Origin of the sequence: Tardiphaga sp. vice304 (assembly GCF_007018905.1) — a bacterium.
GTDB lineage: Bacteria > Pseudomonadota > Alphaproteobacteria > Rhizobiales > Xanthobacteraceae > Tardiphaga.
Map to the genome: position 1 here is coordinate 445,475 of NZ_CP041402.1, position 23,316 is coordinate 468,790.

At 64.7% G+C, this 23,316-nt stretch carries 23 protein-coding genes; 16 read left to right on the forward strand and 7 right to left on the reverse strand.

Going from position 1 to position 23,316, the window contains the following annotated elements:
* Positions 1–54: 54 nt before the first annotated feature.
* Positions 55–780 (reverse strand): ribonuclease PH, encoded by a 726-nt coding sequence (gene rph, locus FNL56_RS02030; protein ID WP_143571355.1) that lies wholly within the window; start codon positions 778–780, stop codon positions 55–57.
* Positions 781–936: 156 nt separating this feature from the next.
* Here rph and hrcA point away from each other — a divergent pair, with 156 nt between their 5' ends.
* A complete protein-coding gene (gene hrcA / locus FNL56_RS02035) occupies positions 937–2,025 on the forward strand; it encodes a heat-inducible transcriptional repressor HrcA (protein WP_143571356.1) in 1,089 nt (362 codons plus the stop codon).
* Positions 2,026–2,114: 89 nt separating this feature from the next.
* Positions 2,115–2,708: a nucleotide exchange factor GrpE gene (gene grpE, locus FNL56_RS02040; RefSeq protein ID WP_143571357.1), complete on the forward strand. Its 594-nt coding sequence runs from the start codon at positions 2,115–2,117 to the stop codon at positions 2,706–2,708.
* Between the two features lie 194 nt (positions 2,709–2,902).
* Here the strand turns inward: grpE and pncA are convergent, their stop codons facing one another.
* Entirely contained in the window at positions 2,903–3,616 is a 714-nt protein-coding gene (gene pncA / locus FNL56_RS02045) for a bifunctional nicotinamidase/pyrazinamidase (RefSeq protein WP_143571358.1), read from the reverse strand.
* A gap of 135 nt (positions 3,617–3,751) precedes the next feature.
* Here pncA and FNL56_RS02050 point away from each other — a divergent pair, with 135 nt between their 5' ends.
* Positions 3,752–5,263 carry a hypothetical protein gene (locus FNL56_RS02050; protein ID WP_143571359.1) on the forward strand — a complete coding sequence of 504 codons (1,512 nt, stop codon included), beginning with the start codon at positions 3,752–3,754 and terminating at the stop codon, positions 5,261–5,263.
* An 8-nt stretch (positions 5,264–5,271) separates the two neighbouring features.
* Here FNL56_RS02050 and FNL56_RS02055 read toward each other — a convergent pair whose 3' ends face one another.
* Positions 5,272–6,222, reverse strand: a complete 951-nt coding sequence (locus tag FNL56_RS02055; protein ID WP_143575984.1) for a hypothetical protein — start codon at positions 6,220–6,222, stop codon at positions 5,272–5,274.
* A 360-nt stretch (positions 6,223–6,582) separates the two neighbouring features.
* Here FNL56_RS02055 and dnaK point away from each other — a divergent pair, with 360 nt between their 5' ends.
* From dnaK to FNL56_RS02095, 8 genes are all read left to right on the forward strand, one after another.
* On the forward strand, positions 6,583–8,481 hold the full coding sequence (dnaK, locus tag FNL56_RS02060; RefSeq protein ID WP_143571360.1) for a molecular chaperone DnaK: 1,899 nt from the start codon (positions 6,583–6,585) through the stop codon (positions 8,479–8,481).
* 150 nt (positions 8,482–8,631) lie between these two features.
* Positions 8,632–9,774, forward strand: coding sequence for a molecular chaperone DnaJ (gene dnaJ, locus FNL56_RS02065; protein WP_143571361.1), 1,143 nt, complete (start codon positions 8,632–8,634; stop codon positions 9,772–9,774).
* 92 nt (positions 9,775–9,866) lie between these two features.
* The gene (locus FNL56_RS02070) at positions 9,867–10,469 is read left to right on the forward strand and encodes a class I SAM-dependent methyltransferase (protein WP_143571362.1); all 603 of its coding nucleotides are present in this window, start codon (positions 9,867–9,869) and stop codon (positions 10,467–10,469) included.
* 220 nt (positions 10,470–10,689) lie between these two features.
* A complete protein-coding gene (locus FNL56_RS02075; RefSeq protein WP_143571363.1) occupies positions 10,690–11,268 on the forward strand; it encodes an NADPH-dependent FMN reductase in 579 nt (192 codons plus the stop codon).
* Between the two features lie 6 nt (positions 11,269–11,274).
* On the forward strand, positions 11,275–11,985 hold the full coding sequence (pyrF, locus tag FNL56_RS02080) for an orotidine-5'-phosphate decarboxylase (protein WP_143577432.1): 711 nt from the start codon (positions 11,275–11,277) through the stop codon (positions 11,983–11,985).
* Between the two features lie 18 nt (positions 11,986–12,003).
* Complete coding sequence (locus FNL56_RS02085; RefSeq protein WP_143571365.1) at positions 12,004–12,306, forward strand: DUF1330 domain-containing protein; 303 nt, start codon at positions 12,004–12,006, stop codon at positions 12,304–12,306.
* A 73-nt stretch (positions 12,307–12,379) separates the two neighbouring features.
* Positions 12,380–13,195 (forward strand): 4-hydroxy-tetrahydrodipicolinate reductase, encoded by an 816-nt coding sequence (gene dapB / locus FNL56_RS02090; protein ID WP_143577433.1) that lies wholly within the window; start codon positions 12,380–12,382, stop codon positions 13,193–13,195.
* Positions 13,196–13,262: 67 nt separating this feature from the next.
* Entirely contained in the window at positions 13,263–13,886 is a 624-nt protein-coding gene (locus tag FNL56_RS02095) for a 2,3-bisphosphoglycerate-dependent phosphoglycerate mutase (protein ID WP_143577434.1), read from the forward strand.
* A 161-nt stretch (positions 13,887–14,047) separates the two neighbouring features.
* Here the strand turns inward: FNL56_RS02095 and FNL56_RS02100 are convergent, their stop codons facing one another.
* Positions 14,048–14,935, reverse strand: coding sequence for a methylated-DNA--[protein]-cysteine S-methyltransferase (locus tag FNL56_RS02100; protein ID WP_246660832.1), 888 nt, complete (start codon positions 14,933–14,935; stop codon positions 14,048–14,050).
* A 75-nt stretch (positions 14,936–15,010) separates the two neighbouring features.
* Positions 15,011–15,529 carry a DUF2244 domain-containing protein gene (locus FNL56_RS02105; RefSeq protein ID WP_143571368.1) on the reverse strand — a complete coding sequence of 173 codons (519 nt, stop codon included), beginning with the start codon at positions 15,527–15,529 and terminating at the stop codon, positions 15,011–15,013.
* 22 nt (positions 15,530–15,551) lie between these two features.
* On the opposite strand from FNL56_RS02105, the gene nth reads away from it, so the two are divergent.
* Positions 15,552–16,283, forward strand: a complete 732-nt coding sequence (nth, locus tag FNL56_RS02110) for an endonuclease III (protein ID WP_143571369.1) — start codon at positions 15,552–15,554, stop codon at positions 16,281–16,283.
* Between the two features lie 127 nt (positions 16,284–16,410).
* Here the strand turns inward: nth and FNL56_RS02115 are convergent, their stop codons facing one another.
* Complete coding sequence (locus FNL56_RS02115) at positions 16,411–17,163, reverse strand: sulfate transporter family protein (protein ID WP_143571370.1); 753 nt, start codon at positions 17,161–17,163, stop codon at positions 16,411–16,413.
* A 152-nt stretch (positions 17,164–17,315) separates the two neighbouring features.
* Between FNL56_RS02115 and FNL56_RS02120 the strand changes: the two genes are divergently transcribed.
* The 3 genes from FNL56_RS02120 to FNL56_RS02130 all read left to right on the forward strand — a co-directional run bounded on the left by FNL56_RS02120 (position 17,316) and on the right by FNL56_RS02130 (position 20,613).
* A complete protein-coding gene (locus FNL56_RS02120; RefSeq protein ID WP_143571371.1) occupies positions 17,316–18,698 on the forward strand; it encodes an ABC transporter substrate-binding protein in 1,383 nt (460 codons plus the stop codon).
* A gap of 171 nt (positions 18,699–18,869) precedes the next feature.
* Positions 18,870–19,745 (forward strand): carbohydrate ABC transporter permease, encoded by an 876-nt coding sequence (locus FNL56_RS02125; RefSeq protein ID WP_143581740.1) that lies wholly within the window; start codon positions 18,870–18,872, stop codon positions 19,743–19,745.
* 16 nt (positions 19,746–19,761) lie between these two features.
* Entirely contained in the window at positions 19,762–20,613 is an 852-nt protein-coding gene (locus tag FNL56_RS02130; RefSeq protein WP_143575986.1) for a carbohydrate ABC transporter permease, read from the forward strand.
* Positions 20,614–20,793: 180 nt separating this feature from the next.
* Here FNL56_RS02130 and FNL56_RS02135 read toward each other — a convergent pair whose 3' ends face one another.
* Entirely contained in the window at positions 20,794–21,687 is an 894-nt protein-coding gene (locus FNL56_RS02135) for a YiiX/YebB-like N1pC/P60 family cysteine hydrolase (RefSeq protein WP_143575987.1), read from the reverse strand.
* Between the two features lie 187 nt (positions 21,688–21,874).
* On the opposite strand from FNL56_RS02135, the gene FNL56_RS02140 reads away from it, so the two are divergent.
* Positions 21,875–23,248 carry a flavin monoamine oxidase family protein gene (locus tag FNL56_RS02140; protein ID WP_143571373.1) on the forward strand — a complete coding sequence of 458 codons (1,374 nt, stop codon included), beginning with the start codon at positions 21,875–21,877 and terminating at the stop codon, positions 23,246–23,248.
* Positions 23,249–23,316 lie beyond the last annotated feature (68 nt).

Genomic DNA, 23,316 nt, shown 5'->3' on the forward strand with positions numbered 1-23,316 from the left:
GCATGGGGTGAATGGAATCCCGGATTTCGCTTCGCTCCATCCGGGCTACAGCAGTCAGGTGACTGCCATCTTCTGCAAATCCACAAGCCGGCCGATGCCCTTTTGCGCCAGCGCCATCAGCGCCAGAAACTCGTCCTGCGAGAACGGCGTCTTCTCGGCGGTGCCCTGCACCTCGATGATGCGGCCGTCGCCGGTCATGACGAAATTGGCGTCGGTGTCGGCCTCGGAATCCTCGGCGTAGTCGAGGTCGAGCACCGGCGTGCCGTTGTAGATGCCGCAGGAAATCGCCGCGATGTTGTCGCGCAGCACCTTGTCGCCATTGCCGTTCTTGAACATGTTGCGGCCCTTCATCCAGCCGATGCACTCGGCCAGAGCGACCCAGGCGCCGGTGATCGAGGCGGTGCGGGTGCCGCCGTCGGCCTGGATGACGTCGCAATCGATGGTGATCTGGCGTTCGCCGAGCGCTTCGAGATCGACCGCGGCGCGCAGCGAGCGGCCGATCAGGCGCTGGATCTCAACGGTGCGGCCGCCCTGCTTGCCGGAGGCGGCCTCGCGCCGGGTGCGTTCCAGCGTGGCGCGCGGCAGCATGCCGTATTCGGCGGTGACCCAGCCGCGGCCCTGACCCTTGAGCCATGGCGGCAAGCGCTCTTCCAGCGTCGCCGTCACCAGCACATGGGTGTCGCCGAACTTCACCATGCAGGAGCCTTCGGCGTATTTCACCACGCCGCGTTCCAGCGACACGGCGCGCAGTTCATCGGGCGCACGACGGCTTGGCCGCATGGGAAAATCCTTCTCAAATCGTCAAAAACGTAGATTGGCGTGCTTTTAGGTGGGTGGGGCGGCGGCAGCAAGGGCGCCGCAGACCTTCTGCTGCAATGGGTGCTTGTAAGTCGGGCTCCGGAGCGACAAATTAGGGTCCATCACAGGAGTTGCCCCTTGGCCCATCACGATCCGATCGGCCTGATCTCGCCGCATGCCGGCCTCGCCCAGCTCAACGAGCGCTCGCGCGAGATCTTCCGCCAGATTGTCGAAAGCTACCTGGCTACCGGCGAGCCCGTGGGCTCGCGCAATATTTCGCGGCTGATCACGGTGCCGCTGTCGCCGGCCTCGGTCCGCAACGTGATGTCGGACCTCGAACAGCTCGGCCTGATCTATGCGCCGCATACCTCCGCCGGCCGGCTGCCGACCGAGCTGGGGCTGCGCTTTTTCGTCGATGCGCTGATGCAGGTCGGCGACCTCACCGAGCCGGAGCGGCAGTCAATCCAGGCGCAGCTCAGTTCCGCTGACCGTCCGCAATCGGTCGAGACCGCGCTCGGCGAGGCGCTGACGCGGTTGTCCGGCCTGACGCGCGCCGCGGCGGTGGTGCTCACCGCCAAGTCCAATTCGCGGCTCAAACACATCGAATTCGTCCGCCTGGAGCCGGAAAAGGCGCTGGTGGTGCTGGTGGCTGAGGACGGCCAGGTCGAGAACCGCGTGCTGGTGCTGCCGCCCGGCGTGCCGTCCTCGGCGCTGACGGAGGCGTCGAACTTCCTCAATTCGCGGATTCGCGGCCGCACCTTGGCCGAGGCCCGGCTGGAGCTGGAGACTTCGCTGGCGCAGAACCGTGCCGAGCTGGATCAACTGACCCAGAAGGTGATTTCCGCCGGTATCGCCAGCTGGTCCGGTGGCAATAATGACGAGCGCCAGTTGATCGTGCGCGGCCAGGCCAATCTGCTGGAGGATCTCCATGCCCTGGAGGACCTCGAGCGGGTCCGGTCGCTGTTCGACGATCTGGAGAGCAAGCGTGAGGTGATCGACCTTCTGGGCCGCGCCGAGACCGCCGAGGGCGTGCGGATCTTCATCGGCTCGGAAAATAAACTGTTCTCGCTGTCGGGCTCCTCGACCATTATCGCGCCGTACAGCGACGGCGCCGGCCATATCGTCGGTGTGCTCGGCGTGATCGGGCCGACGCGGCTGAATTATGCCCGCGTGATCCCGATGGTGGACTACGCCGCGCGCATCGTCAGCCGCATGCTGGGCGGCTGACCGGCTGGTTAAGCTTGATTTTTGCCCTGCAAACCACGATATCCGGCGCAGCACCCCACAATTCGAGCGTTTTTTGAGAAGGCAGCGTGATGACTGATTCCAACGGGTCCAACGAGCATCCCGAAAAGCAGGCCCAGCCCGCCGAACCGGTGGTCTCCAAGCCCTACATCATGCCGGACGATCCGGAGCCGAACTCGGTGGAGGCCTTGACCAAGGAAGCCGCTGAATCGCGCGACAAGATGCTGCGCACGCTGGCGGAGATGGAAAACCTGCGCAAGCGAACGCAGAAGGAGATCGCCGACGGCCGCACCTATGCGATCACCAATTTCGCCCGCGAAGTGCTGGATATCGCCGACAGCCTGCAGCGCGCGCTGGATGCGCTGCCCGCCGAGACCAAGGCCCAGGCCGAGTCCGGCATCAAGGCACTGATCGAAGGCGTCGAACTCACCGAGCGTTCGCTGCACAACACGCTGGAAAAGAACGGCGTCAAGAAATTCGATCCGGCCGGCGAGAAGTTCGATCCGAACTTCCAGCAGGCGATGTACGAAGTGCCGGATACGTCGGTGCCCGCCGGCACCGTGGTGCAGGTCGTGCAGGCCGGCTACACGATCGGCGAGCGCGTGCTGCGCCCGGCCCTGGTCGCGGTGTCGAAGGGCGGCGCCAAGACCGCCGCGTCGGAGTAATCGCTACAAAACGCGTGCTTTCTTCCCCTCCCCCTTGCGGTCTGGCGGACGAATTCGTCCGCCATGGGTGGCCGGCCGAAGGCCGGTCGGGTGGGGGGCCACAAGCGCCGTCGCCCGCGACACCCCCACCCCCGACCCCTCCCCGCAAGGGGGAGGGGAGCATTGCCTCCGTCGCGCGGGATGATACTTAGCTTCTATCCCACCAGATCCGCCGACTGAATCCGCTTCACGCCGGCTTTGGTCATGTCCGCCCAGGCCTTGGCCAAGGAGCCCTGCGTGTCGATGCCGCGGCAGGCGTCTTCGATCACATAGACGTCGAAGCCGGCCTTGCGGGCATCCAGCGCCGACCATGCTACGCAGAAATCGGTGGCCAGCCCCGCCAGAAACACCCGCTGCAGTTTTCGCGCCTTCAGATAGCTGGCGAGGCCGGTGGCGTGGCCGTCGGCCTCGTTGAAAGCCGAATAGCTGTCAGTGTCCTTATTGTAGCCCTTGCGCAGCACCAGCCCGGCCTGCGGAATCGCGAGGTCTTTCGACAGGCTGGCGCCGTCGGTGCCCTGCACGCAATGGTCCGGCCACAGCACCTGCTTGCCGTATTTCAGGTCGATGGTCTCGAACGGCTTCTTGCCGGCGTGCGTTGACGCGAACGACGCGTGGCCCGGCGTGTGCCAGTCCTGCGTCAGCACCACGTCGGGGAATTTCTTCGCCAGCGCGTTGATCACCGGGACGACCTTGTCGCCGTCCTTCACCGCCAGGCTGCCGCCCGGCAGAAAGCAGTTCTGCACGTCGATCACCAAGAGCACCGAGGTGCGATCGAGGCTGATCTTGCCGGCGGCCCACAGCGCCTTCGGCGCCATCGCCAATGCTGCGGCCGCGCCCATCCCTGCAACAAGCTGACGTCTGTCGATCATGCTGGCTCTCCCCTGTCGGATAGCGCAGCAAATCACCTCGCCGCGGTGCCGTAAAGATCGCCGGGCCTGCAGCGCGGCGCAACAGCTTGTTAACGGCGCGTCACTAGCGTTTTCACAGTTCCGCGGGACGCCGCCATGACCATCCAGATCGAAGCTGAAACCCGCACCAAGCGGAAGGATCCGGCCATCGCTGCCGCGGTATTGCCGTGGCTGGCGCTGGCCTTGCTGTTCGCCGCCGCGCTGTGGCTTCGCCATGCGGTGGCGGCGAATACCGATGTGAGCTGGTTGCTCACCGCCGCCGGAAAAATGCTGTCCGGCGGGCGGCTCTATGTCGATGTGATCGAGACCAATCCGCCGATTGCGGTGCTGGCCTATCTGCCGGCAGTGTGGCTGGCTGGGGCGCTCGGCGTGCAGGCAGAGATCGTCGTCGACGGTCTGGTGTTTGCCGCCATCCTGGGATCCCTGGCCATCGTCGCAAAGATCCTGAGAACCTCTGCGGTCTTGCAGGGCCTGCCGCGCTGGCCGCTGGCGTGGCTTGGTTTTGCGGTACTGGCGATCCTGCCGGCGCAGACATTCGGGCAGCGCGAACATATCGCGGTCATCGTGCTGCTGCCGATGCTGGCTTTGATTGCGCGGCGGATGCAGCAGGAGGCGCCGCGGAGGTGGGCGGTGCTGGTCGGCGGGCTCGGCGCGGCGGTGGCGCTGGCGTTCAAGCCGCAATTCGGGATCGGACTGGGCTGTGCCGTCGCGGCGTCATGTGTTCATGCCCGCAACTGGCGCCTGGTGGCGACGCCGGAGAACCTGCTCGCCGTGGCTTTTGCGGCGCTGTATCTGGCCGGCACGGTCGTGCTGTATCCGGAATATGTCACGGTGATCCTGCCGCTGCTGCGCGACGTCTATTTGCCGGTCGGGTTGTCGCTATCGGAAATGCCCGACCGGCCGGCGATGTCATTGTGGGCGATTGCGATCCTGGCGGCCGGACTGCTTGGCCGCCGCCGGTCCGGCGCGGCGCTGCTGGTGCTGCTCTCGAGCTCTGCCGGGTTTGCCGTCGTCTATCTGCTGCAGCGCAAGGGCTGGCCGTATCATTCCTATCCGATGCTGGCGCTGGCGTTGCTCGGCCTGGGTTTTGGGCTGGCGGCTTACGTGCCGGATGGTCGTTTCGGTCGCGTCTGGCGCGGCGCGGCGCTGCTGTTGCTGGCGGCCGTCTTTGCCAGGTCGATGCTGTGGTTCGACGTCGCCTTCGACGCACGGCCGCTGCAGGCGGCGGTGGCGCGGCTCGGGCCGCATCCCGCGGTGCTGGCGATCTCCGGCGAACCGGGCATCGGCCATCCTTTGGTCCGGGCGCTCGGCGGCAGGTGGGTGTCGCGGCAGCAGGGCCTGTGGGTCGCGACCTATGCCGACTATCTGCGCCGCAACGGGCCCTTGTCGCCGGATCGTGAAGCGGCGCTCGATGCCCATGCCTCGCGCGAACGCGCGATGCTGGTCGAGGATATAAGGCGGATGAAGCCCACCGTGGTGCTGGTCGATGACCTCACCGGCCGCGGCAGCGCCTGGCTTGCCGCGCATCCGGATGTCGCGCTGTTGCTGAAAGACTATCGCCTCGCCGACACCGTCAATCGCGTCGCGATTCTCACCCGACGCGATTGATGCAAGATTCAGCGCGGCTCGATGCCGTCGCGCACGGCGCGGAAGCGCGGAAACGCCTTCGGCCATTCGTCGCGCGGCGACGAGGCGACGATACGCATCGCATTGCCGCCGCTGCCGCCGAAACGCAGCCACTGCACAACGGTCACCGGGGTATTGTCCTTGCCGCTGATGGCCTCGATGCGGGTCTCAAAGCCCGGCGCGCCGTCGATCCGGATCGGCTCCGACATCGTGATGCGGCCATCGCGCAGGCCGGGGATCATCCCTGCCGCCTGCTGCGCGAAGCGAACGCGGTCTTCGGCCTTTTCCGGCGCGGAGCTGACGGTGCCGACCACGATATAGGGGCTAGCCTCGGTTTTGGTTTCGTCCGCAGCATCGGCCAGCAGCAGGGCGCCGCCCGGCGGCAGCGTTCGTATATTCTTGAATTCGCCTATCTCGGTGACCTTGAACGGCAACAGCGCCATTTGCTCGTCGACCGGCACGTCCTTGCGCACGGTGACGGAGGCAAACATCTGCCGAACTGCCTCGTCGGTGTAGATCCGCATCGCGTTTTCCGGCACCTGTACGGCGACGTAGCCGGAGAAGGTGGGGCCGGCAACGATCATCGAATAGCGACGGACATTCCCGGTCGGATCCTTGGCGTTCTCGACGGTGTAGTAGCCGCGGCCCGCGCCGGTCTCGATGCCCTCGGGCTTGACGGGCATGGCCGCCGGATTGGTCTTCAGCGCATTGTCGACTTCGGCGAAGGCCGCGGCCGGCAGTTCGGTCATCAATACCTTGACGCCCTGGTCGGAGGTCTCGAAGCCGACGAAGGCCTTGGCCGGGGCCATCCCGACCAGCGGCGTGATGCCGACGCGGATGCCGCGCGGGTAGACCGGATCGGCGGCCCGCGCGGATGAAAAGACCTGGCCGATCGCGCTGGCGATCAGGACGAGGGCAAACAGGGGCGCTTGATGTTTCATGGTGATCTGCTGGTTTCTATGGAGGCTGATCGACATAACCGCATGGCGGCACAGGGCCGGGACCCGACAGCCGACGGTCGCCCCGTTCCAGCAACAGATCAAGCCACAAAACCGTTCCCGTTCGCAGCCCGCGCCGATCGGTCGCGTGGCAAGGTAAATCAGCCCGGGGCAGGCACATTAATTTCCACTTTGAGTCATGGTTTCATGGGCTTTGGGCCTGTCGGGTGCCTTGCAGCCCCCACCCCCCCTCCTATATGAGGCCTACCGTCGCAATATCGCGAGCATTTGATTATTGGGGGTCTGGATTGGTGCGCCGTCAGGGCCCAGCCAACCTGCCGCAAAAAGAAGGGTATGAGGACCATGGGAAAGGTCATTGGAATCGATCTCGGCACCACGAATTCGTGCGTGGCTGTGATGGATGGCAAGTCTCCGAAAGTCATTGAGAACGCCGAGGGCATGCGCACGACGCCGTCCATCGTCGCCTTTAGCGACGATGGCGAGCGCCTCGTCGGCCAGCCGGCCAAGCGCCAGGCGGTGACCAATCCCGAGCGCACCATCTTCGCCGTGAAGCGCCTGATCGGCCGCCGCTACGAAGATCCGACCGTGGAGAAGGACAAGAAGCTCGTCCCCTACAAGATCGTCAAGGCATCGAACGGCGACGCCTGGGTCGAGGCCGATGCCAAGTCGTATTCGCCCTCGCAGGTCTCCGCCTTCATCCTGCAGAAGATGAAAGAGACCGCCGAAGCCCATCTCGGCGCGAAGGTCGATCAGGCCGTCATCACGGTCCCGGCCTATTTCAACGACGCCCAGCGTCAGGCCACCAAGGACGCCGGCAAGATCGCCGGACTCGAAGTGCTGCGCATCATCAACGAGCCGACCGCAGCCGCACTGGCCTACGGCCTCGACAAGACCAAGGCCGGCACCATTGCGGTGTACGATCTCGGCGGCGGCACCTTCGACGTCTCGATTCTCGAGATCGGCGACGGCGTGTTCGAAGTGAAGTCCACCAACGGCGACACGTTCTTGGGCGGTGAAGATTTCGACATGCGCCTCGTCAGCTACCTCGCCGACGAGTTCAAGAAGGAGCAGGGTATCGACCTGCGCTCCGACAAGCTGGCGTTGCAGCGCCTGAAGGAAGCCGCTGAAAAGGCCAAGATCGAGCTGTCGTCGACCACCCAGACCGAAATCAACCTGCCCTTCATCACCGCCGACGCGTCGGGTCCGAAGCATCTCACGATGAAGCTGACCCGCGCCAAGTTCGAGGCGCTGGTGCAGGACCTCGTCGAGAAGACCATCGAGCCGTGCCGCAAGGCGCTCAAGGATGCCGGCCTGACCGCCGCCGAGATCGGCGAAGTGGTGCTGGTCGGCGGCATGAGCCGCATGCCGAAGGTCCAGGAAGTCGTCAAGCAGCTGTTCGGCAAGGAGCCGCACAAGGGCGTCAACCCGGATGAGGTCGTCGCGATCGGCGCCGCCATCCAGGCCGGCGTGTTGCAGGGCGACGTCAAGGACGTGCTGCTGCTCGACGTTACCCCGCTGTCGCTGGGCATCGAGACTTTGGGCGGCGTGTTCACCCGCATCATCGAGCGCAACACCACGATCCCGACCAAGAAGAGCCAGGTGTTCTCGACCGCCGAGGACAACCAGAACGCCGTCACCATCCGCGTCTTCCAGGGCGAGCGCGAAATGGCGGCAGACAACAAGGCGCTCGGTCAGTTCGACCTGATGGGCATTCCGCCCTCGCCGCGCGGCATGCCGCAGATCGAGGTCACGTTCGACATCGACGCCAACGGCATCGTCAACGTGTCGGCCAAGGACAAGGCGACCAACAAGGAACAGCAGATCCGCATTCAGGCGTCTGGTGGTCTTTCGGAAGCCGACATCCAGAAGATGGTCAAGGACGCCGAAGCCAACGCCGCCGACGACAAGAAGCGTCGTGAAGCGGTCGATGCCAAGAACCACGGCGATGCGCTGGTCCATTCGACCGAGAAGGCTCTGTCCGAGCATGGCGACAAGGTCGCCGCGCCCGAACGCCAGGCCATCGAGGATGCGATGGCCGACCTGAAGGAAGCGCTGAAGGGCGACGACGCCGAGGCGATCAAGACCAAGACCAGCACGCTGGCGCAGGCGTCGATGAAGCTCGGCGAGGCGATGTACACCCAGCAGGCCGAGGCCGACGCGGCCAAGGATGCGGCGAAGGACGACGTGGTCGACGCCGAGTTCACGGAAGTCGATGACGACAAGCCGAAGAAGTCGGCCTGATAGGCGAACAAATCATGGCTCCCGCCCCCGTTTCGCATCATGCGTCACGTCGGGTGGGGGCCATTTTTGTGAAGCCCCAGAATGCAATCTGGCTTGACGCATAGTGTTTGCGTGCTCCTCGCGATGAGGACCAATAAGGCGATCTGATCGATGTCCACCATCAAGCGCTGCTATTACGAATCCCTGGAAGTCGAGCGCACCACCGACGATGCGGGGCTGAAGAGCGCATTCCGCAAGCTGGCGATGAAGTGGCACCCCGACAAGAATCAGGGCGACTCCTCCGCCGAAGCCAAGTTCAAGGAAATCGCCGAGGCCTATGAGGTGCTCAAGGATGGCGACAAGCGTGCTGCCTATGACCGCTACGGTCACGCCGCCTTCGAGCAGGGACATGGCGGCGCCGGCGCGGGGTTCGGCACCGGCTTTGCCTCGTCGTTCTCGGATATCTTCGAGGACCTGTTCGGCATGGCCGGACAGCGCGGCGGGCGCGGTGGCGGCGGCCGCGAGCGCGGTGCCGATCTGCGCTACAATATGGAAATCACGCTGGAAGAGGCCTACGCCGGCAAGACCGCTCAGATCGAGATCCCGGTCGCGGTGACCTGTGAGGTCTGCTCCGGAACCGGCGCCAAGCCCGGCACCAAGCCGAAGACCTGCGCGACCTGCGGCGGCCAGGGCCGGGTCCGTCAGGCGCAGGGCTTCTTCACGCTGGAGCGCACCTGCCCGACCTGTCAGGGTCGCGGCCAGACCATCGAAGACGCCTGCAAGGCGTGTGAAGGTGCGGGTCGCGTCGAGCGCGAGCGCACGCTGTCGGTCAATATTCCGCAGGGCGTCGAGGACGGCACCCGCATCCGCCTGTCCAATGAGGGCGAGGCCGGCACCCGTGGCGGGCCCGCGGGCGACCTCTATATCTTCCTGTCACTGGCCGCGCACGACTTCTTCCAGCGCGACGGCGCCGACCTGCATTGCCGCGTGCCGATCTCGATGGTGACCGCGGCGCTGGGTGGCGAATTCGAAGTGCCGACCATCGAAGGCGGCCGCACCAAGGTCAAGGTGCCGTCCGGCACCCAGTCGGCGCGCCGCTTCCGGGTGGCGTCGAAGGGCATGCCGGTGCTGCGCTCGCGCCAGATGGGCGACATGTATGTCCAGGTCGTGGTCGAGACGCCGCAGAACCTGACCAAGAAGCAGCAGGAGCTGCTTGCCGAATTCGACAAACTTTCTTCGGGTGCAACGCAACCAGAAGCCGCTGGTTTCTTTACTAAGGTCAAGGACTTCTTCGGCGCTCGCGCCGGCTCCTGAGATCGCAATGCTTGACCGTGTCAGCGGCGGGCTGTACCTCTGTATGACAAAATTCTGACTATCCGCCGTCCCGCGGACCGCCTGGAAGCGACATGCCACAGCGATCGTCCGCGCGTGCGTTGAAGAAACCCCCCCGTCTCGACGATGAGGTTCGGTTTCTTAGATCCTGGATCGAAAAACCGCTGCACATGGGCGCGGTGATGCCATCGGGCAAGGTGCTGGCCCGTACCATGGCGCAATATGTCGATCGGGATGGCAAGGGGCCGGTGATCGAGCTTGGCCCCGGCACCGGCGCCATCACCACCGCGCTGCTGGCCCATGGCATCGACCAGAAGCGGCTCGTTCTGGTCGAGTTCAACCCCACCTTTTGCGCGCTGCTGCGCGAGCGTTATCCGGAAGCGACCGTGGTGCAGGGCGACGCCTATGCGCTGCGCGACACGTTGTGGAAGGTCCTGAAAGAGCCGGCCGCCGCCGTCGTCTCCGGCCTGCCGCTGGTGACCAAGCCGATGATGACGCGGTTGAAGCTGATCCGCGATGCCTTTGCGGCGATGTCGCCCGGCGCACCCTTTGTGCAGTTCACCTATTCGGTGGCCCCGCCGATCCCCAAGACCCTGCCCGGCGTATCCACAGAAGCGTCCGAGCGGATCTGGATGAACCTTCCGCCGGCCCGCGTCTGGGTGTATCGCAAGGGCTAGTTCTGGTTGCTGATTGGCATCAGCGCCGACGTTTTGTCACCTCTCCCGTAGGGAGAGGTCGGTCGGCGAAGCCGGCCGGGTGAGGGGTTGCGGACTATCGATAGGCTGGTGCCCCCTCACCCCAGCCCTCTTCCCAATGGGGAGAGGGGGCGCACGGGCGGTGCCAGACTTCAACAATCGATTACGAGTTCAATCCTGCCCCGCGAATGCGATCGGACCCATGGCTGCGCTGAAAATACTCGTGATTCCCGGCTCGCTGCGCACCGGCTCGCTCAATGCACGGCTGGCGGCGGCGGCCGTTGACGGGCTCGCGCGGCTCGATGTCGACGCCACGAAAATCTCGCTCGGCGATTTCCCGCTGCCGATCTATGACGGCGACCTCGAGAGTGCGTCCGGCGTGCCGAAGCCCGCGGTCCAATTGAAGCGCATGATATCGGCGCATCATGGCGTGCTGATTGTCACCCCCGAATACAACGCCTCGCTGCCGCCGCTGTTGAAGAACGCCATCGACTGGGTGTCGCGCGTGCAGGATTCCGGCGAAACCCCCGGGCAGGTCTACCGCGAAACACCGTTTGCGATCGCCGCGGCGTCCAGCGGCAAGCTCGGCGGCACACGCTGCCTACAGGCGCTGCGTCTGGTGCTGTCGTCCTGTCGCGCGCTGGTGATCCCGAACCAGCTTGCGCTGTCGCATGCCGATGACGCCTATGACGACAGTGACCGGCTGAAACATTCCGGCGACATCGACGCGCTGCAAGCGATGCTGCGGCAACTGGTCGATGTCGCGCAGCAGATGAAGTGAGACGAGATGACGATCCAAGTCAGTGATCCGCGCGACCGCCTGATCGTCGCGCTGGATCTGCCCGATGTGGACGCCGCCGAGGCGATGATTGCCCGGCTCGGCGATGCCGTGACGTTTTACAAGATCGGCTACCAGCTGGGTTACGTCGGCGGCCTTCCGCTGATCCGCAAGCTCGCCGACGCCGGCAAGAAAGTCTTCGCCGACCTCAAGCTGCACGACATCGGCAATACCGTGGGCAGCGGCGTCACAAGCGTGGCGAAGCTCGGAGCGACATTTCTCACCGTGCATGCCTATCCGCAGACCATGCAGGCGGCGGTCGAGGCCAGCCGCGGCACCGCCATGAAGATCCTCGCGGTCACTGTGCTGACCTCCTACGACAATGACGACCTCAAGGCGGCCGGCTATCAGCTCGGCGTCCGCGATCTGGTCGAGGTCCGAGCCCAGCAGGCGCAGGCGCTCGGGGTTGACGGCATCGTCTGCTCGGCCGAAGAGGCGGCTAATTTGCGCAAGATCATCGCGCCGGAAATGTGCCTGGTCACCCCCGGCATCCGGCCGGCGGGTTCCGACACCGGCGACCAGAAGCGCATCATGACACCGACCCGCGCGATCCAGGAAGGCTCGGACTATCTCGTCGTCGGCCGACCGGTGATGGCCGCGGCCGATCCGAAGGCGGCAGCAGAAGCAATCGTGGCGGAGATCACGGCGGCGCTCGGTTAACAACACAGGGGGATAATGATGGCCAAGGGCTACTGGATCGCGCGCATCGATGTGCACAACATGGATGGCTACAAGGACTACGTCGCGCAGAACGGCGCGGTGTTTCACCAGTTCGGCGCCAAATTCCTCGTGCGCGGCGGGCAGCACGAGGCGCGCGAGGGTTCGTCGCGTTCGCGCAACGTGGTGCTGGAATTCAAGGACTACGCGACCGCGCTGGCCTGCTACAATTCCCCGGAATACCAGCGCCTGGTGGCGATGCGCAGCCCGCATTCCGAAGGCGAGATGGTGATCATCGAAGGCTATGACGGCGCACAGCCGTAACCACGACGGCGACGAGCGGTTGCCGCAGGGGCGTTGCAACGTTATATCGCCCCTACAGCTTGAAAGGCATGACATGACCGATATGCGATTGATCGTGGCAGGCGCCGGCGGGCGGATGGGGCGCGCTCTGATCCGCGCGATTTCCGAAACCGACGGCGCGGTGGTCGTGGGCGCGCTGGAAGCGCCGACGTCCGAACTGCTCGGGCAGGATTGCGGCATGCTGGCCGGCCTGCCGGCCAATGGCGTCAAGCTGTCGGGCGATCTGTGGACGATGTCGAAGGAGGCCGATGGCATCCTCGATTTCACCGTGCCCGCCGCGACCATCGCCAATGTCGCCATCGCCGCCCAGCGCGGCATCGTCCATGTGATCGGCACCACCGGCCTGTCGGCGTCGGACGATGCGGTGATCAAGAGCGTGACCAAGCAGGCGATCGTGGTACAGGCCGGCAATATGAGCCTCGGCGTCAACCTGATGGCCGCTTTGGTGAAGCGCATGGCGCAGTCGCTCGGCGACGGCTTCGATATCGAAATCCTCGAAATGCACCACAAGGCCAAGATCGACGCGCCGTCGGGCACCGCCTTCATGCTCGGCGAAGCTGCCGCGGCCGGCCGCGGCATCGTGCTCGACGAACATTCCGCGCGCGGCCGCGACGGCATCACCGGCGCGCGCGAGACCGGCGATATCGGCTTTGCATCGTTGCGCGGCGGCACCGTCACCGGCGACCACACCGTGATCTTCGCTGGCCCCTATGAGCGTCTCGAGATCTCGCACAAGGCCGAGGATCGCATGATCTTCGCGCACGGCGCGCTCAAGGCCGCGATGTGGGCGCACGGCAAGAACCCCGGTCACTATTCGATGGCCGACGTGCTCGGACTCGGCGATCTCTAGGTGATCTCTAGGCGATGTCTTGGCGATGTCTTGGGCTGGCGACCTCTAACAAGAAACGGAATTTGGAATGAACGACCGTCTTCTCGTGCTCGTCCGTCACGGCCAGAGCGAATGGAATCTGAAGAACTTGTTCACCGGCTGGAAGGACCCCGGTCTCACCGAGAAGGGCATCGCTGAGGCCAAGGCCGCCGGGCAGAAGCTGAAGGCGCAGGGGCTGGTGTTCGATGTCGCTTTCACCTCGGCGCTGTCGCGCGCGCAGCACACGCTCGATCTCGCGCTGGAAGAGATGGGCCAGACCGGCCTGTCGATCACGCGCAATCTCGCGCTCAACGAGCGCGACTACGGCGATCTCTCTGGCCTCAACAAAGACGACGCCCGCGAAAAGTGGGGCGAGGAACAGGTGCACATTTGGCGCCGTTCCTACGACGTGCCGCCGCCCGGCGGCGAAAGCCTGAAGGACACCCTGGCCCGCACGCTGCCGTACTACGTTCAGGAAATCCTGCCCTGCGTGCTGCGCGGCGAACGGACTTTGGTCGCGGCGCACGGCAATTCGCTGCGCGCGCTGATCATGGTGCTGGAGAAGCTGTCGCCGGAAGGCATCCTGGCCCGCGAACTCGCGACCGGCGTGCCGATCATCTACCGGCTCAACGCGGATTCGACGGTCGCGTCGAAGCTGGATCTGGCGGGCTAAAAAACTCTGCCGTCATCCTGAGGTGCCGTCACGAACCGGCGAAGCCGGTACGTGGCGGCCTCGAAGGATGGTCGCAACTGCCGTCGCCCGTGGCCGCATCCTTCGAGGCTCGCCGAAATCGGCGAGCACCTCAGGATGACGGCGGTTGGATTGTGGCGACATCATCCCGCCCCCACCTGCCCCGCCTCCCAGCCGATCATCGCCTGCTTGCGGGTGATGCCCCAGTGATACCCGGTCAGCGCGCCGGATTTCCCGAGCGCGCGGTGGCACGGCACCACGAAGGAAATCGGGTTCTTGCCGACCGCAGCACCCACGGCGCGCGAGGCCTTCGGGCTGTCGATCTTGCTCGCGATGTCCGAATAGCAGACGGCGCGGCCCATCGGGATCTTCAAGAGCGTCTCCCACACCCGGACCTCGAAATCGGTACCGATCAAGAGCACCCGCAGCGGCTGCTCCGGCTTCCATAGTCTGGCGTCGAAGATGCGCCGTGCCATCGCCGCCGTGCCGGACTGGTCGGCGATCAGGGTCGCGCGCGGCCAGCGCCGCGCCATGTCCTCGAATGCCGGCTTTTCTTCGCCGGGATCGGAGAAAGCGAGGCCAGCCAGGCCGCGCGCGCTGGCGATCACGATGGCGGTGCCGAACGGCGAGGGGTGGAAGCCGTAGTGCAACTCCATGCCGGCGCCGCCGGTCTTCCATTCGCCGGGCGACATCGCCTCATGGGTCACGAACAAATCGTGCAGCCGGCCCGGCCCGGACAGGCCGGAATCCAGCGCGGCATCGAGCACGCTGGCGGAATTGCGCAGCAGGCTTTTGGCGTGATCCAGCGTCAGCGCCTGCATGAAGGCCTTTGGCGTCAGGCCGGCCCAGCGCCGGAACAGGTGATGCAACTCGTCCGGCGTGACCGAGGCGGCCTCGGCGACGGATTCGATCGCCGGCTGCGCGCGCCAGTGCTCGGAGATGAACCCGATCGCGCGTCGCACGCTGTCGTAGTCGCGCAGGGCTGCGTCCTGCGCGCCCGGCCGGGTCGGCTGCGGCTCAGTCATGAGCATGGTGCTGGCGGGGTTCATCATGCGTCGGATGTAGCCCCGGCGTTGCCCGTGAACCACCCGATTTCCGATTCCCGCTCATGCGACGGGATTATACGTCGGGCCCCGTTTGGCGGCCTGTAGCCCCGCGAGCAAAGCTTTGACGAAGCTCGCCTTTTCCTCGGCGCCGAGAAACCGCGCAATGGAAATGCGGCGACCCTTCGAGACCAGAAACAGTTGCTCGATGCCGAATTCCGGGTGGCTGATCTGTTCGAGCTGCACCCACAGCGGATTGAGCACCCATTGCACGACATGGCCGCGATGGCTGACCCGCCGTACCCGGATTTCGGACGGCGTGACGGTGATCTCCTCGGTGGCGTCGCCGCGGCGGTAATTGACGCGGAACGCCCACCAGATCGCCAGCGCATCGAGGCCGAAGAAGCCGAGCACGGGCCAGGCGCCCATCATCAGGAACGTCAGCCCGGCGGCGAAGGAGACCGTGCAGACGAAGCCCATCAGCACGAAAAAGCCGGTGCGGCTCAATGCGCGGTGCGGACGGAGCAGTGCCGAGAACAATTCCGGTTCGGCCTCGGCGTCAAAATCGTTGCCCGATGTCATGGCCTGTCAGTATACCCCGTTGATGGCAAAAATCATCCGCAAGCTGCCGGCGAAGTCTGCCGGCAAATCGCTGCCGAAACCAGCACCGGCCAAAAAGCCCAAAAAGCTGAAGCCCTGGTCGGCCGCAGAGGTACATGAGGCATTCTCCCGGTTCCAGGAGGCCAATCCGGAGCCGAAGGGCGAGCTGGAGCACGTCAACCCGTTCACGCTGCTGGTTGCCGTGGTGCTGTCGGCGCAGGCCACCGACGCCGGCGTCAACAGAGCGACGCGCGCGCTGTTCGCCATCGCCGACACGCCGCAGAAGATGCTGGAGCTCGGCGAGGAGGAGGTCCGCAACTACATCAGGACGATCGGCCTGTACCGCACTAAGGCAAAGAACGTCATCGCGCTGTCGGCAAAGCTGATCGCCGAATTCGGCGGCGTGGTGCCGCGCACGCGTGCCGAGCTGGAGTCTCTGCCGGGCGCCGGGCGGAAGACCGCCAACGTCGTGCTCAACATGGCGTTCGGCGAGCATACGATGGCGGTGGATACGCATGTGTTTCGCGTCGGCAATCGCACCAATTTGGCGCCGGGCAAGAACGTGCTGGACGTCGAGCTCGCGCTGATGCGCGTGATTCCCGACGAGTTCATGATGCACGCGCATCATTGGCTGATTCTGCACGGGCGCTACACTTGCCTGGCGCGCAAGCCGCGCTGCGAATTGTGCCTGATCAACGATCTGTGCCGCTGGCCGGAGAAGACGGTGCAGGCGTGACGCGCCGTCCTATCAACGTCATTGCGAGGAGCGAAGCGACGCGGCAATCCAGAAGGCCGCACGCGCCGAAAGAACTGGATTGCTTCGTTGCAAGGGCTCCTCGCAATGACGGCGGTGGGGTCCGATCCTAGCTCACCGGCATCCGCGCGCGTCGTGTCGGCTCGATCAGCTCGGGCCGCGGTCCGCTCAGTCTCTTGTGCAGATGCACCATGAAGGCCATGCCGAACAACGGCGTGGCGAGGTTGACGATCGGAATCGAGACGAAGGCGGCGATGATCAGCCCGCCGATGAACACCGTCATGCCGTTGGCCTGGCGCATCAGTTTGGCTTCGGCCGGCGTGCGAAACCGCATCGCGGCGAGTTCGAAATATTCGCGGCCGAGCAGCCAGGCGGTGGCAAGGTAGAACACCACGAAGCCGGCGCCGGCGAGGAAGACGAACGGCAGCGCGACCAGGTAGACCACGATGGTCAGGAGCGCCGTCTTGACGCCTTCGGTCAGCGCGATGCCGAACGGCAGCGCCGCGCCGGGGTGCTCCGCCGGATAGTGCTCGCGCTCGACGATCTCGGCGATGTCGTCGACGAACAGGCTGGCGACCAGCGAGGTGATCGCCGGCATCAGGAAGATCGCGCCGGCCAGCACGCCCAATCCGGCGGCGATCGACAGCATCCAGGCGAGTACATCGAGCGTGGCGTGGAAGCCCGGCCCGAGCATCGACTCGGCCCAGATCTCGCCGGAGGTGGCCAGCCAGCTCAGCGCCCGCTGCAGGCCGATGCCCAGCACGACGATCAACACGAGCGCCAGCCCGATCGACTTCCACAGGATGCTGCGCATCGGCGGCGACAGGATTTGTGAAAGCGCGCGGGTGGCGGCGGTCAGCATGGGGTATCCTCGGCGTTGATATCTCTGCAGAACTAGCGATAGCGCGCGGCTTCGGCAAGGGCCGCCGCTCGCAGCGCAGCAACGAGTTATGTGGACGGCGCGCGCGATTGCAGTAGTCTGACAAAAAATGAAACGTCAGGGGAGAAAACATCGTGGTACTCAGGTTCACGCGTCCGCTAGCATTGGCCGTTGCCGCCGTCGGCCTGCTGCATGCCGCGGCACCCGCCTTCGCGGAGGACAAGATCACCGTCTGGTTCAGCAAGGGTTTCTACCGTTCCGAAGACGATTCGTTGATTGCGGCGATCAAGAAATTCGAGGCCAAGACCGGCATCAAGGTCGAGCTGTCGCAATACGCCATCCAGGACATGATCCCGAAGACGGTCGCGGCACTGGATTCCGGCACCCCGCCCGATGTCGCCTATGCCGACACCTACGACGTGCAGGCGTCCGGAAAATGGGCCTTCGAGGGCAAGCTGGAAGACCTCACCGACATTCTCGCGCCGATGAAGCAGGCCTTCGCGCCGAACACCGTCGAGACTGCATTGCTCTACAACGACGTCACCAAGAAGAAGGCCTATTACGGCTTTCCGCTGAAGCAGCAGTCGATGCATGTGCAGATCTGGGGCGACCTCTTGGAGCAGGCCGGCTTCAAGCCAAGCGACATCCCGACCGACTGGAAGGGCTACTGGTCGTTCTGGTGCGACAAGGTGCAGCCGGCCTATCGCAAGGCGTCGGGCTCGCGCGCCTATGGCGTCGGCCAGCCGATGGGCGTGGAGTCGACCGACTCTTTCCAGAGTTTCTACACCTTCATGGACGCCTACAACGTCAAGCTCGTGGACGATGACGGCAAGCTCCTGGTCGACGATCCCAAGGTCCGCGAAGGTCTGATCGGCGCGCTGAAGGACTACACCGACACCTACATCAAGGGCTGCTCGCCGCCGTCCTCGACGACGTGGAAGGACCCCGACAACAACGTCGCCTTCCACAACAAGACGATCCTGATGACGCACAACTTCACCATCTCGATCGCCGGAAAATGGTTCGAGGATTCGCAGAACCAGGCATTGACGCCCGAGCAGCGCGCCGCCGGCAAGAAGGCCTATGAGGAGAACATCATCACGGCGTCGTTTCCCGCCAAGCCGGACGGCACGCCGATCAAATATCGCTCCGACGTCAAGACCGGCATGATCTTCAGCGCCTCGAAGAACAAGCCGCAGGCCAAGGAATTCGTCAAATTCCTGCTGCAGGAGGAAAATCTGCAGCCCTATGTCGAAGGCGCGCTGGGCCGCTGGTTTCCGGTGACGATCGCCGGCCAGGCCAGCCCGTTTTGGCAGGCCGACCGCCACCGCAAGGCGGTCTACAACCAGTTCACCGCGGGTACCTCGACGTTCGATTTCGTGAAGAACTACAAGTTCACGATCCTGAACAACGAGAACGTCTGGGCCAAGGCGATGAACCGCGTGGTCTCGGAGAAGGTGCCGGTAGACAAGGCGGTGGACGAGCTGATCGCCAGGATCAAGCAGGTGGCAGGGTAGCAGTCGCTGTCGTTCCGGGGCGAGAGCAGCGCGAGCTGCGAGCGAACCCGGAACCTTGAACGGCTCTATCTCTGTTCCTCTCACCTCGGGATTCCGGGTTAGCAATCGCCTCGCGGCGCTTGCGCCCCGGAATGACAGATTGGGGTCGGCCGAAACGACGATAGGCAAGCCATGACCGCCATCACGCTCTCGTCTCCCGAAGCCACCCCGCAACGGCCGTGGACGTCACGGCTCACGACGACGCAGGTCTGGGGGTTGGCGCTGCTGGCGCCGTATATTCTCGTGTTCGCGGCCTTCGTCGTCTATCCCGTCAGCTACGGGCTGTGGCTGGCGCGGCATCCGGCGAGCTATGTCGCGCTGTATAACGACCCGATCTTCGCGCGCGCCGCGGTCAACACGCTGATCTTCCTGATCGTCGGCATCAATCTGAAAATGCTGATCGCGCTGGCGCTGTCCGGCTTCTTCATCCAGCAGCGCGCCTGGATCCGCTGGCTGTCGGTGCTGTTCATCCTGCCGTGGGCGGTGCCGTCGATCCCCACCATCCTGTCGGTGCGCTTCATGTTCAATCCGGAATGGGGCGTGGTCAATCACCTGATCTTCAAGCTCACCGGCGAGGACGGGCCGAACTGGCTCAACGATCCCGCGATCGCGCTGACGATGGCGATCGGCATGCATATCTGGAAGTCGCTGCCGTTCTGGACGCTGATCCTGATGACCGGACGGCTGGCGATTCCGCAGGACCAGTTCGAGGCCGCCGAGGTCGATGGCGCCTCCGGCTGGCAGAAATTCCGCTTCGTCACCTGGCCCGCGATGCGAACGCTGTATATGACCTGCACGCTGCTCTCGATGATCTGGACGCTGGGGGATTTCAACAGCGTCTATCTCCTCACCGGCGGCGGCCCCGCCGACCTCACCCATGTGCTGGCGACGCTGGGCATCCGCTATCTCCGCCTCGACCAGCTCGATCTGTCGATGGCCGCGATTGTCTGCGCGCTGCCGCTGGTTCTGCCGCTGGTGTATTTCATGATGAAACGGCTTTCACGATGAAAAGACCTGCGCGATGATGAAGTCCTTCTCGCTGCGTGACGTCGGCAATGAAGCAAAACTGCTGCTGATCGGCTTGCCGGTGCTGATCTGGACGCTGCTGCCGATCTATCATCTCGTGCTGTTCGCGATCTCCCCGAAGCAGGATGCCTTCGCCGGGAAGCTGTGGCCGGACCATCCGACGCTACATAATTTCGGCATCGTGTTTCGCCAGCAGCATTATTTTCTGCGGGATTTCTGGGCGCAGTTCTGGAATTCGACAGTGATCGCGCTGGCGGTCGGCGCGCTGACCCTGTTCATCGCCACCTGCGCGGCGTTCGCGATCTCGCGGCTGCGCGTGCCCGGCGGCCGCACCGTGATGAACCTCGCGCTGTTTACGTATTTCATCCCGGCGGCATTCCTCGCCGTGCCGATGTACCGCACCATGGGCAATTACGGCCTGCTCAACAACCACTGGTCGCTGATTTTCGCGATGGTGACGATCGCCTCGCCCTATGCGATTTGGGTGCTCAAGCAGGCGTCCGACAAATTGCCGGTCGAACTCGACGAGGCCGCGATCATGGACGGCGCCACGCCGATGCAATTGTTCCGGCTAGTCTACCTGCCCTTGATGCTGCCGTCGCTGGTGGCAATCGGCACCTATGCCGTGCTGCTGGCCTGGAACGAGTACCTCTATGCCTTCCTGCTGTTGTCGAAGGATACCGAGATCACGCTGCCGGTGGCGCTGGGCAATTTCCTGGCGGCGGATGATTCGCCGTGGGAATTGCTGATGACCACGGGCCTGATCTACGCGCTGCCGCCGGCCGCGATGTACTACGCGTTCCGTCGCTACATGGTCGGCGGGCTGACGGCAGGCGCGGTGAAGTCGTAATCAAAGTTTCAACCTCTCCACCTGTCGTCCCGGTCAAGCGAGCCCTTGCGAGCGCGAGCCGGGATCCATACACGCTGTCGTCATGAATCGCTGGGGCGCCGTTCCGGGGCGGCAGCAGACTCGGAGCGTATGGGTCCCGGATCTGCGCTCGCTTCGCTCACTTGTCCGGGACGACAGTGTTTAAGCCACCAGCCTGATCCTCGGCGACAGACTCACCCCTTCGCCAACAACCGCCGCTTGCGCGTCAGTCGCTTCAGGAACGAGCGGCGGCGATGGTGTTTCCGTGCCGGGAAATGGACCGAAGGCGTCCGCTACCTCCCGGAGCGGCTTCTGCTTGTCGGCCCAGTGCAGGGCGGTGTAGTCGAAGCCGAGCGCGATGGTCGGCTTGACCACCTCGAAATACGGCGAGATGTCGAAATCGCGTGGCATATACAGCGAGGAATCGCGGATATGCAGGATCTCGCGGCGTGCCTGCCGGCTGCCGGCCTGCGTGATCTTCGGCAGGATCGGATAGCGCACCGCGTCGAATGCTTGCGCGATCAATGCCGAGCAGATGATCTTGGTCGGATCGCCGGAGCCGAACGCGATCATGCGCCGCCGCCAGCGCTGCGGCACCGGCAGCGGGATCAGGAAGCGCATCAGGTCTACAATATTTTTCGTGTCGTAGCCGAAGCCGATCCGGTTGATGGCATAGCGGCAGACGGTGTGGCGGTCTTCGAACGACAGCCCGACCGGGCGGCACAGCCGCGTGTGATACGGAAAATATTTCGACAAGGGCGCCGAGGTCACGCCCTCGCCGATATTGGCCTCGATCAGCACATGCGGTTCGCCGTCGGGCTCGGTGGCGCCGTCGATCGGCCCGACATAGAGCGCGGCATGCGACCAGGTCGACTGCGTGAGATATTTGATGATGCCGGAAACCCGGTTGTTGCCCTCCACCAGCAGCACGTCACCTTCCAGGATGACGTCGCGCAACCGCTCCGGATCGCTCGGCGTGAACGGCTCGTAGCCCGGCACTTCCTTTTGCAGATAGGCCGCGATCCATTGTCCGACCGTATCGAGCACGACGCCCATGATGCTTACCCCCTGCGGCTCGTCCCGACCGCTTCTGACATGATCCTGCGCGCCAGCCATTTCAAATTGGTTCATGCCTTCGTGGCATTGCTTACACCTGATTCACCATGAGAGTTGCGCACCCCTAGCGGGATACGGCAAGTTCGCCAGATGTTCTTGCGTCCCGCAAAGTTTCGGAAACCATGCCATGACAATTTCCCGCCGCGATCTGCTGTCGGCGTCGGCGGCATTGACGCTGCTGCCGTTGTTCGGCGCTAGGGCGCGGGCTGCGACGCTTCCGCGCGAGGCCGATATCGTGGTGATCGGCGCGGGCGCCGCCGGCATTGCCGCAGCTAGGCGGGTGATGGCGGCGGGTCGCCGTGTGATCGTGCTGGAAGCCGCCGGCCAGATCGGCGGGCGCTGCCTGACCGACGCCTCCAGCTTCGAGGCGCCGTTCGATCGCGGCGCGCGCTGGCTGCATACGCCGGATAGCAATGCGCTGGTCCGGCTGGCACGGCCGGCCGGCATCGATGTGGCACCCGCGCCGCCGAGCCAGAAGCTGCGGATCGGCCGCCGCAATGCGCGCGCCGGCGAGACAGAGAACCTGCTGGCAACCCTGGTGCGCGCCAATCGCGCGATCGATGAGGGCGCCCGCCGTGGCGACATGTCCTGCGCCGCGGTGCTGCCGAAGGATCTCGGCGACTGGTCAGGCACGATCGATTTCATTCTCGGCGCCTATGCCACCGGCAAGGATCTGAAAGACCTCTCCGCGCTCGACCAGTTTCGCGCGCAGGACCGCGCCATCGATGTCGCCAGCCGCCAGGGGCTGGGCGCCTTGATGCTCAAACTCGGCGAAAGCGTCCCGGTGGCGTTGTCGACGCCGGCGACGCGGGTGATCTGGAGCGGGCGCGACATCGGCGTCGAGACACCGATGGGCCGGATCGCCGCGCGCGGCGTCATCGTCACGGTGTCCTCCAACGTGCTGGCGTCGGGTGCGATCAAATTCACGCCGGACCTGCCGAAGCGGCAGCTCGATGCCGCGGCGAAACTCAGTCTCGGCAGCTATGACCGGATCGCGCTGCAATTTTCCGGCAATCCGCTCGGCCTTGGCCGCGACGAGCTGATGATCGAGCAAAGCAGCGACGCCCGCACCGCTGCGCTGTTCGCCAATATCGGCGGCACCTCGCTCTGCACGGTCGATGTCGCGGGCGCCTTCGGTCGCGGGCTGGCGGCGCAGGGTGAGCCTGCGATGGTGGCGTTCGCGGTGGAGTGGCTGACCAAACTGTTCGGCAGTGATATCAAGAACGCGGTGAAGAAGTCGACCGCGACCAACTGGAACGCGCAGCCCCTGATCCAGGGCGCGATGTCGGCGGCGGTCCCCGGCGGTCAGGAGTCGCGGCGCGTCCTGATCGAGCCGATGGGCAATCTGTTCATCGCCGGCGAGGCCACGCATGAGACGCTGTGGGGCACTGTCGACGGCGCCTGGGAAAGCGGCGAACGCGCCGCCGATGCCGCGCTGGCGAAGCTGGCGCCGGTGAAGCCGGCCGAACCGGAGAAGAAGGCGCGGACGAAGCGGAATTAGGCCCCACACTGTCATTCCGGGGCGCGAGCGCACCAGCGCGAGCGAACCCGGAACCTCGACATGGGACG

Bases quoted from the DNA above. Each gene is read 5' to 3' on its own strand.
- FNL56_RS02050 (WP_143571359.1), top strand. From the start codon at position 3,752: ATGACCATCCAGATCGAAGCTGAAACCCGCACCAAGCGGAAGGATCCG.
- dnaK (WP_143571360.1), top strand. From the start codon at position 6,583: ATGGGAAAGGTCATTGGAATCGATCTCGGCACCACGAATTCGTGCGTG.
- pyrF (WP_143577432.1), top strand. From the start codon at position 11,275: ATGACGATCCAAGTCAGTGATCCGCGCGACCGCCTGATCGTCGCGCTG.
- FNL56_RS02125 (WP_143581740.1), top strand. From the start codon at position 18,870: ATGACCGCCATCACGCTCTCGTCTCCCGAAGCCACCCCGCAACGGCCG.
- FNL56_RS02115 (WP_143571370.1), bottom strand. From the start codon at position 17,163: ATGCTGACCGCCGCCACCCGCGCGCTTTCACAAATCCTGTCGCCGCCG.
- FNL56_RS02085 (WP_143571365.1), top strand. From the start codon at position 12,004: ATGGCCAAGGGCTACTGGATCGCGCGCATCGATGTGCACAACATGGAT.
- nth (WP_143571369.1), top strand. From the start codon at position 15,552: ATGGCAAAAATCATCCGCAAGCTGCCGGCGAAGTCTGCCGGCAAATCG.
- grpE (WP_143571357.1), top strand. From the start codon at position 2,115: ATGACTGATTCCAACGGGTCCAACGAGCATCCCGAAAAGCAGGCCCAG.
- FNL56_RS02130 (WP_143575986.1), top strand. From the start codon at position 19,762: ATGAAGTCCTTCTCGCTGCGTGACGTCGGCAATGAAGCAAAACTGCTG.
- dnaJ (WP_143571361.1), top strand. From the start codon at position 8,632: ATGTCCACCATCAAGCGCTGCTATTACGAATCCCTGGAAGTCGAGCGC.
- dapB (WP_143577433.1), top strand. From the start codon at position 12,380: ATGACCGATATGCGATTGATCGTGGCAGGCGCCGGCGGGCGGATGGGG.
- FNL56_RS02105 (WP_143571368.1), bottom strand. From the start codon at position 15,529: ATGACATCGGGCAACGATTTTGACGCCGAGGCCGAACCGGAATTGTTC.
- FNL56_RS02075 (WP_143571363.1), top strand. From the start codon at position 10,690: ATGGCTGCGCTGAAAATACTCGTGATTCCCGGCTCGCTGCGCACCGGC.
- rph (WP_143571355.1), bottom strand. From the start codon at position 780: ATGCGGCCAAGCCGTCGTGCGCCCGATGAACTGCGCGCCGTGTCGCTG.
- FNL56_RS02095 (WP_143577434.1), top strand. From the start codon at position 13,263: ATGAACGACCGTCTTCTCGTGCTCGTCCGTCACGGCCAGAGCGAATGG.
- FNL56_RS02100 (WP_246660832.1), bottom strand. From the start codon at position 14,935: ATGCTCATGACTGAGCCGCAGCCGACCCGGCCGGGCGCGCAGGACGCA.
- FNL56_RS02140 (WP_143571373.1), top strand. From the start codon at position 21,875: ATGACAATTTCCCGCCGCGATCTGCTGTCGGCGTCGGCGGCATTGACG.
- FNL56_RS02055 (WP_143575984.1), bottom strand. From the start codon at position 6,222: ATGAAACATCAAGCGCCCCTGTTTGCCCTCGTCCTGATCGCCAGCGCG.
- FNL56_RS02135 (WP_143575987.1), bottom strand. From the start codon at position 21,687: ATGGGCGTCGTGCTCGATACGGTCGGACAATGGATCGCGGCCTATCTG.
- FNL56_RS02070 (WP_143571362.1), top strand. From the start codon at position 9,867: ATGCCACAGCGATCGTCCGCGCGTGCGTTGAAGAAACCCCCCCGTCTC.
- pncA (WP_143571358.1), bottom strand. From the start codon at position 3,616: ATGATCGACAGACGTCAGCTTGTTGCAGGGATGGGCGCGGCCGCAGCA.